18 protein-coding genes and 1 pseudogene are annotated in these 13723 nt (G+C 66.7%); 7 read left to right on the forward strand and 12 right to left on the reverse strand.

Annotated elements, in window-relative coordinates; genetic code table 11:
• Window positions 1-369 carry a cell division protein ZapA gene (locus tag AB4Y99_RS06415; RefSeq protein ID WP_038359650.1) on the forward strand — a complete coding sequence of 123 codons (369 nt, stop codon included), beginning with the start codon at window positions 1-3 and terminating at the stop codon, window positions 367-369.
• 201 nt (window positions 370-570) lie between these two features.
• On the opposite strand, the gene pal is transcribed toward AB4Y99_RS06415, so the two are convergent.
• Window positions 571-1089 carry a peptidoglycan-associated lipoprotein Pal gene (pal, locus tag AB4Y99_RS06420; RefSeq protein WP_441522742.1) on the reverse strand — a complete coding sequence of 173 codons (519 nt, stop codon included), beginning with the start codon at window positions 1087-1089 and terminating at the stop codon, window positions 571-573.
• A gap of 322 nt (window positions 1090-1411) precedes the next feature.
• On the opposite strand from pal, the gene AB4Y99_RS06425 reads away from it, so the two are divergent.
• The 4 genes from AB4Y99_RS06425 (at window position 1412) to AB4Y99_RS06440 (ending at window position 3385) form a co-directional block, all read left to right on the forward strand.
• Window positions 1412-1735 (forward strand): ArsR/SmtB family transcription factor, encoded by a 324-nt coding sequence (locus AB4Y99_RS06425; protein WP_113253735.1) that lies wholly within the window; start codon window positions 1412-1414, stop codon window positions 1733-1735.
• Window positions 1732-2151, forward strand: coding sequence for an SRPBCC family protein (locus tag AB4Y99_RS06430; protein WP_142021951.1), 420 nt, complete (start codon window positions 1732-1734; stop codon window positions 2149-2151). The genes AB4Y99_RS06425 and AB4Y99_RS06430 overlap by 4 nt, the downstream gene beginning before the upstream one ends.
• Before the next feature lie 41 nt (window positions 2152-2192).
• On the forward strand, window positions 2193-2414 hold the full coding sequence (locus AB4Y99_RS06435) for a hypothetical protein (protein WP_441522743.1): 222 nt from the start codon (window positions 2193-2195) through the stop codon (window positions 2412-2414).
• A gap of 170 nt (window positions 2415-2584) precedes the next feature.
• Entirely contained in the window at window positions 2585-3385 is an 801-nt protein-coding gene (locus AB4Y99_RS06440) for an aldolase (RefSeq protein WP_038359648.1), read from the forward strand.
• Window positions 3386-3458: 73 nt separating this feature from the next.
• Here AB4Y99_RS06440 and tolB read toward each other — a convergent pair whose 3' ends face one another.
• The 5 genes from tolB to AB4Y99_RS06465 all read right to left on the reverse strand — a co-directional run bounded on the left by tolB (window position 3459) and on the right by AB4Y99_RS06465 (window position 8376).
• Window positions 3459-4736, reverse strand: coding sequence for a Tol-Pal system beta propeller repeat protein TolB (tolB, locus tag AB4Y99_RS06445; RefSeq protein ID WP_441522750.1), 1278 nt, complete (start codon window positions 4734-4736; stop codon window positions 3459-3461).
• Window positions 4737-4801: 65 nt separating this feature from the next.
• Complete coding sequence (gene tolA / locus AB4Y99_RS06450; RefSeq protein WP_441522744.1) at window positions 4802-6007, reverse strand: cell envelope integrity protein TolA; 1206 nt, start codon at window positions 6005-6007, stop codon at window positions 4802-4804.
• 28 nt (window positions 6008-6035) lie between these two features.
• Window positions 6036-6485 carry an ExbD/TolR family protein gene (locus AB4Y99_RS06455; RefSeq protein WP_441522745.1) on the reverse strand — a complete coding sequence of 150 codons (450 nt, stop codon included), beginning with the start codon at window positions 6483-6485 and terminating at the stop codon, window positions 6036-6038.
• Window positions 6486-6496: 11 nt separating this feature from the next.
• A complete protein-coding gene (tolQ, locus tag AB4Y99_RS06460; protein ID WP_038359641.1) occupies window positions 6497-7207 on the reverse strand; it encodes a protein TolQ in 711 nt (236 codons plus the stop codon).
• 254 nt (window positions 7208-7461) lie between these two features.
• Window positions 7462-8376, reverse strand: coding sequence for a LysR family transcriptional regulator (locus AB4Y99_RS06465; RefSeq protein WP_441522746.1), 915 nt, complete (start codon window positions 8374-8376; stop codon window positions 7462-7464).
• Between AB4Y99_RS06465 and AB4Y99_RS06470 the strand changes: the two genes are divergently transcribed.
• Complete coding sequence (locus tag AB4Y99_RS06470) at window positions 8332-9372, forward strand: AEC family transporter (RefSeq protein ID WP_441522747.1); 1041 nt, start codon at window positions 8332-8334, stop codon at window positions 9370-9372. The genes AB4Y99_RS06465 and AB4Y99_RS06470 overlap by 45 nt on opposite strands.
• A 75-nt stretch (window positions 9373-9447) precedes the next feature.
• Here AB4Y99_RS06470 and AB4Y99_RS06475 read toward each other — a convergent pair whose 3' ends face one another.
• The 3 genes from AB4Y99_RS06475 to ybgC form a co-directional block, all read right to left on the reverse strand.
• Entirely contained in the window at window positions 9448-9906 is a 459-nt protein-coding gene (locus AB4Y99_RS06475) for a DUF2852 domain-containing protein (RefSeq protein WP_441522748.1), read from the reverse strand.
• 92 nt (window positions 9907-9998) lie between these two features.
• Window positions 9999-10658: a TetR/AcrR family transcriptional regulator gene (locus AB4Y99_RS06480; protein WP_038359635.1), complete on the reverse strand. Its 660-nt coding sequence runs from the start codon at window positions 10656-10658 to the stop codon at window positions 9999-10001.
• Between the two features lie 55 nt (window positions 10659-10713).
• Entirely contained in the window at window positions 10714-11118 is a 405-nt protein-coding gene (gene ybgC / locus AB4Y99_RS06485; protein WP_370954512.1) for a tol-pal system-associated acyl-CoA thioesterase, read from the reverse strand.
• 123 nt (window positions 11119-11241) lie between these two features.
• On the opposite strand from ybgC, the gene AB4Y99_RS06490 reads away from it, so the two are divergent.
• Window positions 11242-11754, forward strand: a complete 513-nt coding sequence (locus AB4Y99_RS06490) for a hypothetical protein (RefSeq protein WP_441522749.1) — start codon at window positions 11242-11244, stop codon at window positions 11752-11754.
• A 96-nt stretch (window positions 11755-11850) separates the two neighbouring features.
• Here the strand turns inward: AB4Y99_RS06490 and AB4Y99_RS06495 are convergent, their stop codons facing one another.
• The 3 genes and pseudogenes from AB4Y99_RS06495 to AB4Y99_RS06505 all read right to left on the reverse strand — a co-directional run.
• A complete protein-coding gene (locus tag AB4Y99_RS06495; RefSeq protein WP_113253729.1) occupies window positions 11851-12396 on the reverse strand; it encodes a DUF3828 domain-containing protein in 546 nt (181 codons plus the stop codon).
• Window positions 12393-13418, reverse strand: a complete 1026-nt coding sequence (gene ruvB / locus AB4Y99_RS06500; RefSeq protein WP_441522751.1) for a Holliday junction branch migration DNA helicase RuvB — start codon at window positions 13416-13418, stop codon at window positions 12393-12395. The genes AB4Y99_RS06495 and ruvB overlap by 4 nt, the downstream gene beginning before the upstream one ends.
• Before the next feature lie 23 nt (window positions 13419-13441).
• A pseudogene (locus tag AB4Y99_RS06505) lies at window positions 13442-13723 on the reverse strand (GNAT family N-acetyltransferase); the annotation flags it as partial.

A 13723-nucleotide genomic window follows, 5' to 3' on the forward strand; every position in this document is an offset into this window, starting at 1 on the left:
ATGCCGCAAGTCAACGTCACGATCGCCGGCAAGGCCTATCGGATGGCCTGCGGGGAGGGCGAGGAAGCGCATCTGGAAGAGCTCGCGCGCTTCTATGACGGCAAGATCGGCGAGATGCGGGAGGCCTTCGGCGAGATCGGAGACATGCGCCTGCATGTCATGGCGGCGCTGATGGTGGCCGACGAGATGTCCGAGCTGAGACAGCGGCTCGCCAAGCTGGAATCCGATCTGGCGGCGACGCAGGGTGATGCCGGCGCGGCCGACCAGCGACTCAGCGAGGTCGAGGACCGGGCCGCGGAAGCCCTTGTCGGCGCTGCCGAACGGATCGAGGGCGTGGCACGGAGCCTGATCCCGACGCCGGTGGGGTGAGGTTTCGTTTCAACTCGTTATCCGCCGCGTCATTCCGGACAGGCCGCGAAGCGGCGCCGATCCGGAATCCATCATGAGGCGATGCGCTCTGTGATGGATTCCGGGCCAAGCCCGGAATGACAGCGCGCTATAGCGATCTGCAATGAAAAAAGCCCCGGACGCTGCCGTCCGGGGCTTCGTGTTTTCAGAGCTTCGCGGCGCTCAGGCGCCCGGGGCGCCGCCGGCTCCGTCCAGCACCGTCACGGCGCGGCGGTTCTGCGACCAGCAGGAGATGTCGTTGCAGACCGCGACCGGGCGCTCCTTGCCGTAGGAGATGGTGCGGATGCGGTTGGCCTGGATGCCGCGCGAGGCGAGGTAGTCGCGCACGGTCTGGGCGCGGCGGGCGCCGAGCGAGTAGTTGTATTCGCGGGTGCCGCGCTCGTCGGCGTGACCCTCGACGACGAAGCTATAGCGCGGRTAGCGCTGCAGCCAGGARGMYTGCTTGTCGAGGGTCGCGGTCGCGGTCGAGGTCAGGTCGGTGGAGTCGGTCTCGAAGAAGACGCGGTCGCCGACATTGACGACGAAGTCCTGCGCGCTGCCGGGCGTGGCGGCGCCGCCGGCGCCGAAGCCCGACGCATCCGCGTTCTGGTTGTTGTTGGCGCAGGCGCCGAGCGCGAGCGTGGCTGCGAGGGCGGCGGCGAAGCGGACGGTGCGGCCGCCGGCGAGGAGGGTGGTCAACATGGCTGAACTCCGGGCGATCGAAATCATATGGCGGCGCGCTTCAGGACAGCGTTGCCTCGCTGCCATCAATGAAGCGTCAACCTAAACGAGACCTTGCCAGATCAAGGCGAAGTGGCGGCATTGCGGCGTATGGTTAACCAAATGTGGCGAAGGGCCATTTGCGGGCTTGGCTGTAGCGTGGCGGACACAGGAAGGCGAGGCGCGCTCGCGCTGGTCGGGCTACCCGCAATGCAACGAGAAGAGGGCATCCGGCTTTCGTTTGACAGATTCATAACTCAGTGGTTATCGATATAACTCATAGCCAGGCAGTTATGGATTTCAGATGCCGGACACACCTGATGCGCTCTTCAGAACGCTTGCCGACCCGACCCGGCGAGGCATCTTCGAGCGCCTTTGTCGCCAGGGGGAGCAGACCGTCGCGGCTCTGACGGCCCAGGCCGGTGTCTCGCAGCCTGCTGTCTCGAAACATCTCGCGGTGCTGAAGCAGGTCGGGTTGGTGCGAGACCGCCATGAAGGCCGCCAGACGCATTACAGCGCCCAGCTCGGCGCGCTTGCGCCCCTGGTCGATTGGACGAGCCGGATGGCCGGGTATTGGGAAAGCCGGTTCGACGATCTCGAAGATTTGCTGAAGAGGATGGATCAATGACCGAAACCCGCTCCGTCGTCGTCGAGCGAGAGATGCCCCATGCGCCGGAGAAGCTCTGGCGTGCCCTGACGCAGCCGCATCTGATCGCGGAATGGCTGATGAGGAACGATTTCGTGCCGGCCGTCGGGCACCGCTTCAAGTTGAGCGGCGACTGGGGCGGCGTGCTGGATTGCGAGGTGCTCGCGGTCGAGCCGAACCGGTCATTATCCTATACGTGGAACTTCGCGCATGACGACGCGGCCTATGCCCTGCAGAGCGTCGTGACCTTCACACTCACCCCTTCTCCGAAGGGCACGCATCTGCGCATGGAGCAGGTCGGCTTCCGGCCGGAGCAGAAGCAGGCCTTCGGTGGCGCCAAGGCCGGCTGGCAGCAGTTCTTCGCGAAGCTGGAAGAGGTCGTGGCGCGCGAGGGCTGAAAATCGCCGCCCTCACTTCAATGGCTCGAAAAGGAGGTTCCATGACTTGGAGCACTTGGATCCGGCAAGGCCATCGCTGGCTGTCGATTATCTTCACGGTCACGGTCATTGCGAACTTCGTCGCCATGGCGCGCGGGGAGCCGCCGGCGTGGATCGTCTATTCGCCATTGCTCCCGCTTTTCCTGCTGCTGTTCAGCGGGCTCTACATGCTCATCCTGCCCTATGCCGTCAGATGGCGCGGCAGGGGGCGGGCCGAGGGGTAGGCCGAAGCCTTTCCGGGGGCTGCCCGGACCGGCTTTGCGTGACGGCATGAAAAAAATGCGCAAACGGCGCGGGTAATTGCAGCGCATCTTTCGCCCTCTCCGCTCTATCCTGACGGGATCGCGGCCCGAGGCTTGCTTCGGTTTGCGCCCTGTCCTGACTGGAGATTGCGATGGCCCATTCCCTCAAGCCCGGCGTTTCGAGCACGGCGCCTGCGCGGGGCCCCAACCAACCCGATCTCGACTCGGAGGTGGTGTGGGAGGCCCGCCGGGATCTCGCCGCGACGTTCCGGATGGCGGCGCGCTATGGCTTCGAGGAGGGCATCTGCAACCATTTCTCGGCGCTGGTGCCGGGCTATGACGACCTGTTCATCGTCAACCCCTATGGCTGGGCCTTTCGGGAGCTGACCGCCTCGAAGCTGCTGATCTGCGACTTCCACGGCAACGTCGTCTCGGGCGAGGGCCAGCCGGAGGCGACCGCCTTCTACATCCATGCCCGGATCCACAAGAACCTTCCGCGCGCCAAGGTCGCCTTCCACACCCATATGCCCTATGCGACGGCACTCTCGATGACGGAGGGCGAGCCGCTGATCTTCGCCGGTCAGACGGCGCTCAAGTTCTACGGCCGCACGGCGGTCGACCGGGATTATAACGGCCTTGCCCTCGACGAGAGCGAGGGCGATCGCATCGCCGCCGCAGTTGGCGACGCCGATATCGTCTTCATGAAGCATCACGGCGTCATGGTGCTCGGGCCGACGATCGCCGAAGCCTGGGACGACCTCTATTATCTGGAGCGCGCCTGCGAGGTGCAGGCGCTGGCGCTCTCGACGGGGCGGGAGGTTCTGCCGGTCAAGCCCGAGATCGCCGAGGCCGCCTATCGCCAGATGCGCGAGGGCGATCCGGAATCGGCGCGCCTGCACCTGGCCTCGATCCGCCGGCAGCTCGATGCCGAGGAGCCGATCTACCGCGACTGAGCGACCGACTCCACACAAGCAAAAGCCGCCCGGCGCAGGCCGGGCGGCGCGTTCGTCTTCGCCGATGCTCGTCTCAGCGAGCCGGGCCGCTCAGCAGCGGCGACCAGGTCGGGTCGGAGGCATAGGCCGGAGTCGGCACCGGCACTTCGACGCGGCCGGTGATGTCGACCATGTAGAGCTTGCCGCCGGTCTCGCCGCCGGGGTCGCGGAAGAACATCAGGTACTGGCCGTTCGGCGCCCAGTTCGGCGCCTCGTTGTGGAAGCCTTCCGTCAGGATACGCTCGCCCGAGCCGTCGGGCCGCATCACGCCGATGGCGAAGCCGTTCGGGCTCTGCCGGGTGAAGGCGATGAGGTCTCCGCGCGGCGACCAGGTGGGCTGCGAATAGCGGCCCTGGCCGAAGGAGATGCGCTGGCCCTCGCCGCCGCCGGCCGGCATCACATAGAGTTGCTGCGAGCCGCCGCGGTCGCTCTCGAAGACGATCTTGGAACCGTCGGGCGCATAGGAGGGCGAGGTGTCGATCGCCGCCGTCGAGGTCAGCCGCGTCGTCGAGCGCGAGGCGATGTCGATGGCGTAGAGATTGGCGTTGCCGCCCTGCTGCAGCGAGAGCGCGATGCGCTGGCCGTTCGGCGMGAAGCGCGGGCTCGAGGTCATGTCGGGGAARTTGCCGACGAYCTGGCGCTGGCCGGTCTCGATGTTGAGCACCTGCACGCGCGGCTGCTCGCCATGGCGCTGCGACATGAAGGTCACATCCTGCCCGACCGGCGAATAGCGCGGGGTCACGACCGAGACGTCGCCATTGGTCAGGTAGCGCACATTGGCGCCGTCCTGATCCATGATGGCGAGGCGCTTGCGGCGGTTCTCCTTGGTGCCGGATTCATCGACGAAGACGATGCGGGTGTCGAAGAAGCCGCCGAGCCCGGTGATCTTCGAGAAGATCGCGTCGGAGATGATGTGACCGACGCGGCGGCTGTTGCTCGGATCGGTGAAATACTGCTGGCCGTCGGTCTGGGTGCCCGTGCCGACGTCCCAGAGGCGGAATTCGGCACGGATGCGGCCGGCCTCGCGGGCGACGCGGCCGGTGACCAGCGCCTGCACGCCGGCGGCCTGCCAGGCCTGGAATTGCGGGGCAGTGTCGAAGGGCGGGTTCTTCTCGGGGAAGCGGCCCTTGTCGACGGGCAGGAAATAGCCGCAGCGCTTCAGATTGTTGGTGATGACGCTGGAGACGAGAACGCCGCCCTCGCCGGCGAAATCCGCGATCGCGATCGGCATCGGCTGGAAGGTGCCGCCGCGCAGGTCGATGACGAGCTCGGCTCTCGCCGCCGCGGGCACGAGCAGGCTCGCGCCGGCCATGGCGAGGAGGCCGCGGCGCGTCGGGGCCGAAGCGAGGAAGGGGAGGCGAGTGCGGTCGATCAGGGTCACAGTACGTCCCTTGCGTCGAAATTGACGACGACGTCACGCCAGTCGTCATAATAGGCGGCAAATTGAGCCGGAATGCGCAAAGGCGCGCAGCGGCGGGTCGCGGTCAATGCCGAGCTGGCCGCGACCTGGAAGAGCGGATCGGCAGACCGGTTGATCACCCCGGGCTCGGCGGCGAGCGAGCCGTCGGTGTTCAGTTTCATGCGCACCGTCGGCACGACATTGGCGTTGCCATGCGCGTTGGCAAGCGCGATCGGCACGTTCCAGCACTTCAGCAACTGATCCTGGATGATGCCGATGAGCTGCGCCTTGAGCGAGGGGCTGAGCTTCTGCGAGGAGCCGGTCTGGGTGCCGAGCGAGGCGGTGCGATTGACCTGCGGCGCCGAGGAGCCGGTGGACTGCGCCTTTTCCTTCGACTGCAGCAGCCGCTCGATGTCGGTGGCGTTGAAGTTCTTGGCGATCTGCGCCTCTTTCTTCGCCTTGGCCTCGGCCTCCTGCTTGGCCTTCGCCTCGGCGGCGAGCTTGGCCTTCGCGGCCGCCTCCGCCTTGGCCTTCGCGGCGGCCTCGGCCTGTTCCTTGGCGGCCTTGTCGGCTTCGGCCTTGGCGAGCGCGTCGGCCTTGGCCTTCGCGTCTGCCTTGGCTTTCGCCTGCTGGGCGTCAGCCTCGGCCTTCGCCTTGGCGGCGGCTTTGGCCTGTTCCTCGGCCTGCTTGGCCTTGGAGGCGATTTCGGCGTCTTCGGCGAGCTTGGCCAGCTCCTGGCGCTTCTGCTCGGCCTCCTGCGCGGCGGCGGCCTCTGATTTCTGCGGCGGCTTGACGGGCTCGGGCGGCTTCGCCTCGGGCTTGGGCTGCTCGACCGGGCGGGCCGGCGGCAGCGGCGCGGCGGCATTCTCGTCGGCCGTCTTCAGCTCGGGCGGGCGCGTGGGCGGGGCGGGGTTGTCGGCCTTGGCCTCGTCGGCCTCCTTGCGCTCGACCACGTCGGACTGGCGCTCGGCGCGCGGGGTCGGCTTTTCCTCGACCTTCTGCGCGTTGCGCTCGCCGCGGGTGATCTGGTTCAGCGCGTTGGGATCGACGAGCTCGACGGCGATCGCCTCCTGATGCTCCGGCAGCGGCGCAGGCGACGAGAACGCCAGCAGCCCGACGACGAGCGCCGTCGTGTGGCCAAGCGCCGACACCAGCATGCCAGGTTCGGAGGTCGAAAGCTTCACGCCCTGAGTACCCTTACTTCCATCGTCCTCAGCGGTTCGCCGGTTCCGTTACCAGAGCGACCCGCTTGAAGCCGGCGGCGGTGATGGTCGACATGACCGAAGCGACGCGGCCGTAATCGACCAGCTTGTCGGCGCGCACATAGATGCGCTCRTCGAARCCCTGCTTGGCGAGGCCMTGCARYTTSGTSACSAGGTCGGGCTCSAGCGTCGCCTCGTCCTGCAGGAAGATCTGGCCCTTGCCGTCGATGGCGATCGTGACCGGCTTCTGATCGACATTGATCGGCTTCGCCCCGGTCTGCGGCAGGTCGAGCGGCACGCCGGTGGCGATCAGCGGCGCCGCGACCATGAAGATGATGAGCAACACCAGCATGACGTCGATGAACGGCGTCATGTTGATCTCGGCGATGGCGCGGTGGCGGCGCGAGCGGCGGCCCCGACGGCCCCCGCCCTGTTGCGCTCCGGCTGCGGACATTCCCATCGTTCAGCCCCTCACGCCGCCATGCGCTCGTCGATCTGCCGCGACAGGATCGCGGAGAACTCGTCGGCGAAGGCTTCGAGGCGCCCTTGCGCCTTGGCGACCTCGGATTGCAGCTTGTTGTAGGCCATCAGCGCGGGAATGGCGGCGAAGAGGCCGATGGCGGTGGCGAAGAGCGCCTCCGCGATGCCGGGCGCCACCACGGCGAGCGAGGAGTTCTTGGAGACGGCGATGGCGGTGAAGGAGGTCATGATGCCCCAGACCGTGCCGAACAGGCCGATGAAGGGCGCGGCCGAGGCGATGGTCGAAAGCACGAGCAGCCCCGATTCCAGCCGCTCCGTTTCGCGCTGGATGGTGACGTCGAGCACCTTGTCGATGCGCTGGGGGAGGCTGGCGACCGAGCGTCCGCCATTCTCGAAGGAGCGCTTCCACTCCCGCATCGCCGCGACGAAGACGGCCGCCATGTCGGCGACGGGCTTGCTGGCGAGGTCGCGATAGAGCTCCTCGAGCGAGCGGCCGGACCAGAACACCTCCTCGAAGGCGTCCATATCCTTGCGGGTGCGCCGGTAGAGCAGCGTCTTGTCGATGATGATCGACCAGCACCAGATCGAAGCGCCGAGCAGGCCCATCATGACGAGCTTGACGACGATATGAGCGTGCCAGAACAGCGTCCAGAACGACATGTCGATCTGCGGCGCGGCCTGCGCGACGTCGGCGGGGTTCATCCTGTCATCCTTCCAACCCAGGCGGTGCGACCAGAAGCTTGGCCTAGAGGCTCACGGTCCTGATCCAAACCCCGCCGTTCGCGTCGCGGAAGACCCACGCCGCCRCCCTTTTCACGATCCGGGGAAATGCCGTACCCTGTCTTTCGCGCGCGAATCCGGCGAAAGATGGGCCGAACCGGGGTTTCCCACGAAACGCATGCTCCGGTTCGAGTTAAGCCCCCGGCAAGGTTAATGTCCGGTATACGGGGCGGCGCTTACGGCGAACCCTGTGCGGAGACAGCTTCCAGAGTTCCTGCTCCGCGCCCCCCGGCTTCGATGAGCGCGTGCGTCAACGCTTCCGCCAGCCGCTCCGTTCGACGATCCTGTCGCTCGAGCAGGACGATACGCCGGGTCAACTGGGGCGTGCCGAACGGCAGACATATCAGGTCGAGATGCAGGCGCGCATCATCGGATAGCGGGGCAATCGCGACGCCGAGCCCTTTCTCGACCATGTGCAGGATGACTTCCTGGCTATCCAGAACCATTTCCTCTCGCACGGTCATGCGCTGCCGGCGCAGCTCCCGATCGATGACCCTGCCGGCCCAGGCACGGCTGTCGAATCTGATGAAAGGCAGCTCGTTCAACAGCTCCCGCTGATCCTTCCGCTCGTTGCCTTTGGGCGCGACAAGCCAGAAACGATCGCTGTACAGGGGCGTCCAGACCAGATCGGGCGGATGAGGGCGGACAGGCTCCGTCGTGACCGCCGCATCCAGCTCGCCACCGGCCACCTGAGCCGCGAGCTCCGCCGACATGCCGGCGACGACGTGAACCCGGATGCGGGGGTGAGCCCGCTTCAACGTGATCAGCGCGTCGGGCAGGGCGCCTGACAAGGCCGTCTGGATCGCACCGATCTTCAAGCGGCCGGCCAGCGCGTGCTCGTCACCCAGCGCCTCGGGGATTCGGTCATAGAGCGCCAGAACCTCTTCCGATTTCGCGAGGACGATCTTGCCGGCTTCGGTCAAGACCGGCAGCCGTCGCGACCGATCGAACAGGCGCGCGCCGAATTCGTCCTCGAGAGACTTCACCTGCAAGCTCACGGCAGATTGGGTCAGCCCCACGGCCTCGCCGGCGCGCGCGAAGGAGCCATGGCGCGCAATGGCATGCAAGGTCCGAAGGGCACGCAGCGACATGGCGAATCCTTCCCATCGCGGTCGAGGTATATCAACAAGTATTTCTCATTGATTGAAAGAGAATTCAGAATTTTTCCTGGCGAATGGGAACTGGTAGGTCTTCGTCCGGTTTCGCGGCGCGAGTTCGACATGGCAGCCTTCCCAAGCGTAGCGTCCGGCAGTCCGGCAGGGGCTGATCGGCTCGGTTACTATGTCCTGTTGCCCAGCCTGTTCTTCCACGGCCTGGCAACGGCGCATCTTGAAGCGTTGCCGGTTCGTGATCTCGCCTTGACGCTGATCCTTTCGACGATTGCGGTCGCGGCGCTGGTCATGGCCGTCCGGCCGTTGCTGAATCTGGACGGTCCGGCATTCACCTCGGTGTTTCAGGGCAGCGTGCGGTTCAACAACTATGTGGGCGTGACCCTGGCGGGAGGGCTGTTCGGAGCCCAGGGCATCGCGCTGGCCGCGATCTGCAATGCCGCGATCGTGCCGACGGTCAATGTCCTGTGCGTGCTGGTGTTTGCCCGCCATGGCTCGGCCAAGCTAAATGGCCGAGCGATTCTCAAGCAGCTCGTCACGAACCCGCTGGTGGTGGCTTCGCTCGGCGGGATCGCTTTCCAGCTGATCGGCCTCGGCATTCCGCGCGGCCTTGAGTCGGCCATGCGCTCGCTGGGGGCGGCCTCATTGCCCCTTGGTCTGCTCTGCGTCGGCGCCGCGCTCGATTTCAGCTCGGCGCGCCGATGGATCGGACCTGTCGCTTCGTCGTCGATGATGAAATTCCTGGCCATGCCCGCCGCAACGGTGCTCGTGGCCATGGTCACGGGGCTGAACGGCCCGGCCCTGACGACGGCGCTGCTCTTCCAGGCCCTCCCAACGGCGTCCTCCGCTTACATCATGGCTCGGCAGCTCGGTGGCGATGCGCCTTTGATGGCCGGGATCACAGCGATCCAGACCGCCCTCGCCATGGCGGCGATCCCTCTCGTGCTGATCGGTCTGACGGGCTGGCTCGCGGCTTGATGCAAAAAACCCGCTCCGGCTGACCGGAGCGGGCTCGTCTCATGGCTGTTGATCCCGGCTTTCGCCGCGACAGGTTCAGGCCGCGTCGGGCTGGGCCGGGGGATTGGCCGGCGGGTTGTTGCGGCGGTCGTTCATGAACTGATCGAACTCGGCCTTGTCGCGGGCCATGCGCAGGCGGCCCAGGAAATCGTGGAACTCGCGCTGCTCGTCCTCGAGCCGGCGCAGCGTCTCGGCCTTATACTCGTCGAAGGCACGGTTGCCGCTCGAGGGCTCGCGGCCCCAGCCGCCGAAGCCGCCGCCGAAACCGCGGCCCTCACGGCCCGCCATGCGCTCGCGCATCCGGTCCATCTTGCCCTGCAGGCGGCTCATCCGATGTTCGTAACGGTCTCCGGCATATCCGCAACCCATGCGTCCACTCCCAAACAKRAAGGCCAGGGTCGCMAGACCMAGCGGCCACCACACGATGAAGCCSAGYACCGCRAAGGCGAWCCAGGCYCCTCTTCCRTATTCRTCAAGCYTCGYRACGATCGGCATCTTTCTCCTCCGCTCATCGACGTGAATGTAAATCACATTCACATAGATGCTTGCGAGGGTCCGGCTTGTCAAGAATGGCCGGCGAAAAATCGTCAGACGGCGGGTGGGGGTGCGGTTTCCGGGCCGATACCCAGGCCCTGGAGATAGATCAGCATGCCCGCCTCGAGCAGCTCGGCGGCCGACATGGGCAGCGGCCGCCGGCCGCCATCGGCGCGGCCGAACAGGGCGGCGATGCCATGCGACATCGCCCATATGTGCAGCGCCATCATCAGCGCGGGCGGGCGCTTGTTCTGCGGCAGCCGGGCGATCAGCGCCTCGGCCGCCTGCCGCAGATTGGCGAAGGCGCGGTCGGCGGCGGCCCGCAATTCCGGGCTTGCATCGAGCGACACGCCGGCCTCGAACATGGCGGAATAATAGGCCGGCTCGTCATGGGCGAAAGCCAGATAGGCACGGCCGAGCCGGTGGAAGGCAGATTCGGGGTCGGGGCGACCCTGGTCCCAGGCGCGCGACAGCGACGCCTCGAAGGCCTGGAAGCCGCGCGCGGCCACATCGGCCAGCAACTCGTCGCGGTCACGGAAATGCCGATAGGGCGCGGCCGGGCTGACGCCGGCCATGCGCGCGGCCTCGGCGAAGGTGAAACCGTTCGGGCCTTTCTCCCCGATCAGCCCCAGCGCGGCCCGCACCAGCTCCTCCTTGAGGTTGCCGTGGTGATAGCCGCGGGGCGTTTCGGGTCTGTCGCGCTTCCAGCTCATGTTAAGAGCGCTAACATGCGGGTGGGCCTTACGTCGATGGTCATGCGCGGCAGCGTTAGTCGTCGAGCATCAGCCGCTTGCGCAAGCCGTCGGGAATGCGCCGTGCCCGGCCGCCGCCGATGCAGGCGACCATGACCTGCGCCCCGATCAGCACCTCCTCGCCGCGCAGCACGCGCTGCTCGAGATCCATGGTGGCGCCGCGCGCGGCGGTGCAGTGCGTCTCGACCGTCACCAGGTCGTCCATCACGGCGGGGCGCAGGAAGTCGATCGTCATCTTGCGGACGGCGAAGCCCAGCGCCGTCTCGCCGTCGAAGAGCTCGCGCTGCTCGATGCCGAGCGCGCGGATGAGCTCGGTGCGGCCACGCTCCATGAAGCGCAGATAGGACGCGTGATAGACCACGCCGGAGAAGTCGGTGTCCTCATAGTAGACGCGGATGTCGAGGCGATGGACCCTGCTCATGGTGCTCCGGAGGGGTATCGAACGGTTGCCGCTGCCATAGACCAATCGATACAGCTTCGGAAAGGCTGGAACTGCTCAGCCGGAGCGGCGTTACCCGTTGCGTGACCCATGGGAGGACAAGTGATGGCGCAATCCAGCAAGGCGACCGCGCGACTGCTCGACAAGACCGAGCTCGATCTCGTCGCACGCACCCAGCGCGGTGCGATCGGTGCTCTTCCGGACGATGAATTGCGCGATCTCGCCGCCAAGCTGCGCGAGCGCCGCGACAAGGCGCGCGACGGTGCCCGCCGGCAGAAGCGCGAGATGCGCGGCAAGGCGGAGMCCAAAGGCGCGAAACCGGCGAGCGACAATAGCGGCACCAAGGCCAAGGCCGACGCGTTGACCGCGGCGCTGAAGCGCGTCGGGGCCGAGCGTACGCGCCGGGCCGAGAAGGAAAAGGCTCCGAGCCAGCGCAGCCTYGCCCGCAAGGCGCTGGCRCTGAAACARCGCCAGAGCGCGGCGCAACGTCCCGCCAGCCGCACGGCCGGCAAGGGCATGCGGCCGGTCGAAAACCCGAAGGCGGTCAAGTCCGGCGCGCTGAACGATGCCGGCGCCCGCCCGGCGATGATGCGCTCGAAGATCGCGCGTCAGCCGTAGCGGGGTGCCGATTTCCGACGGAGACGTGGCGTCATCCCGGACAAGCTGCGTAGCAGCGCAGATTCGGGATCCATCGTAATCGAGCCCTGCAGACGCTCAGCGCTTGCAGGGCTTGTTCATGAAGGAGCCGCAGTCATAGGGCTGCGAGAGCTGCTCGCGGATCGAATAGTCCTTGCCTTCGAAGCGGTTGACGATGTCGTCGATGCGCCAGCCGCCGTCCTCCCTGATCATCTGGAATTGGACGGTCACGGGCTTGCCGAAGCTGCGGAAATTGGCCAGCACCGTTGCCTTGCCGGCCGCGACCGGGATCGTGTCGAAGTTCAGCTTCTTGATCTCGCCGTCCTGGCCGTTGAGGAAGGGGTCGGCGCCGATCTGGCCCATATCGCCGCTCTCGTCCTGATAGAGATCGTCGCGGGCGAAGAGCGCGGCGAGGCTCTTGCTCATCAGCCGGTCGCGATGCGGCGGGCGCCAGGCCGGCGGCGGGGCCTTGCCCTTGGCGGCGAGCATCTTGATCGTGATGGCGTAGCCTTCTTCCACCGGCCCGCGCGGCACGTCGTCACCGGCGCGAGCCGAAACTGCCAGGACGGCGAACAGGCCGGTCAGGGCGAGCGCCAGCGCGACATTCCGAAGGATCTGCCTCACGCCTCGTCCTCGTCGTTTCCAAACAAGCCGAACTGCGCCGTCTCGCGCGAGGGCTCGGGCATGCCGAGATGACGGAAGGCATGGGGCGTCAGCAGGCGTCCGCGCGGCGTCCGCTGGATGAAGCCCTGCTGGAGCAGGAAGGGCTCGATGATCTCCTCGATCGCGTCGCGCGGCTCGGAGAGCGAGGCGGCGATGGTCTCGATGCCGACCGGGCCGCCGCCGAAATTGATCGCGACGGTGGTGAGATAGCGCCGGYCCATCTGGTCGAGGCCGATCGCGTCGACATCGAGCAGCGAGAGCGCCTTGTCGGCGACCTTGCGGGTGACGATCGGGTCGCCGTCGACGATGGCGAAATCGCGCACGCGGCGCAGCAGGCGCCCGGCGATGCGCGGCGTCCCGCGGGAGCGCTTGGCGATCTCGTTGGCGCCATCGTCGGACATCGGCACGCCGAGCACACGGGCGCCGCGCGAGACGATGCCCTGCAATTCCTCGACGGTGTAGAACTGCAGGCGGATCGGGATGCCGAAACGGTCGCGCAAAGGCGTCGTCAGCAGGCCGGCGCGGGTGGTGGCGCCGACGAGGGTGAATTTGGGCAGGTCGATCTTGACCGAGCGGGCGGCCGGGCCCTCGCCGATGATCAGGTCGAGCTGGTAGTCCTCCATCGCCGGATAGAGGATTTCCTCGACTGCCGGGTTGAGGCGGTGGATCTCGTCGATGAAGAGCACGTCGCGCTCTTCGAGATTGGTGAGCTGGGCCGCGAGATCGCCGGCCTTGGCGATGACGGGGCCGGAGGTCGAGCGGAAATTGACGCCGAGCTCGCGCGCCACGATCTGCGCCAGCGTCGTCTTGCCGAGGCCGGGCGGGCCGACGAAGAGGACATGGTCGAGCGCGTCGCCACGCGTGCGGGCGGCGTTGATGAAGACCTGGAGATTGGCACGCGCCGCTGCCTGGCCGGTGAAATCGGACAGCGAAAGCGGCCGCAGCGAGGTCTCGCTGTCGTCCTCGCGGCGTTCGGCCGTCATCAGCCCGGAGCGCTTGGGTTCGCTCACAGTGCGATCTCCAGCTCGATGGCGTCGTGGATCGGAATGTCCTTGTATCCTGTCTTGATGATGGTCGGCACGACCGAGCGATAGGCGTCGATCGCGTCGAGATAAAGCCCCGACAGGCGAAAGCCGCGCCGCTGATAGAAGACGAGGCCCGGCATGTTGTCGTTGGTCAGCATGGCCTTGAGCCGTTTCGCCCCCGCCGCTCTCGCGGCCGCGATCACCGCATCGAGCATCTGGATGGCGACGCCTTCGCCGGGTCTCAGCGAATGCAGGGCGCAGAG

This window comes from Allobosea sp. TAB14, from assembly GCF_052113865.1.
GTDB lineage: Bacteria > Pseudomonadota > Alphaproteobacteria > Rhizobiales > Beijerinckiaceae > Allobosea > Allobosea spartocytisi.

Excerpts from the sequence above, each read along its gene's own strand:
- AB4Y99_RS06415 (WP_038359650.1), top strand. The coding sequence starts at position 1 with ATGCCGCAAGTCAACGTCACGATCGCCGGCAAGGCCTATCGGATGGCC.
- AB4Y99_RS06425 (WP_113253735.1), top strand. The coding sequence starts at position 1,412 with ATGCCGGACACACCTGATGCGCTCTTCAGAACGCTTGCCGACCCGACC.
- AB4Y99_RS06440 (WP_038359648.1), top strand. The coding sequence starts at position 2,585 with ATGGCCCATTCCCTCAAGCCCGGCGTTTCGAGCACGGCGCCTGCGCGG.
- AB4Y99_RS06435 (WP_441522743.1), top strand. The coding sequence starts at position 2,193 with ATGACTTGGAGCACTTGGATCCGGCAAGGCCATCGCTGGCTGTCGATT.
- AB4Y99_RS06470 (WP_441522747.1), top strand. The coding sequence starts at position 8,332 with ATGGCGCGCAATGGCATGCAAGGTCCGAAGGGCACGCAGCGACATGGC.
- AB4Y99_RS06430 (WP_142021951.1), top strand. The coding sequence starts at position 1,732 with ATGACCGAAACCCGCTCCGTCGTCGTCGAGCGAGAGATGCCCCATGCG.
- ybgC (WP_370954512.1), bottom strand. The coding sequence starts at position 11,118 with ATGAGCAGGGTCCATCGCCTCGACATCCGCGTCTACTATGAGGACACC.
- AB4Y99_RS06480 (WP_038359635.1), bottom strand. The coding sequence starts at position 10,658 with ATGAGCTGGAAGCGCGACAGACCCGAAACGCCCCGCGGCTATCACCAC.
- tolQ (WP_038359641.1), bottom strand. The coding sequence starts at position 7,207 with ATGAACCCCGCCGACGTCGCGCAGGCCGCGCCGCAGATCGACATGTCG.
- AB4Y99_RS06465 (WP_441522746.1), bottom strand. The coding sequence starts at position 8,376 with ATGTCGCTGCGTGCCCTTCGGACCTTGCATGCCATTGCGCGCCATGGC.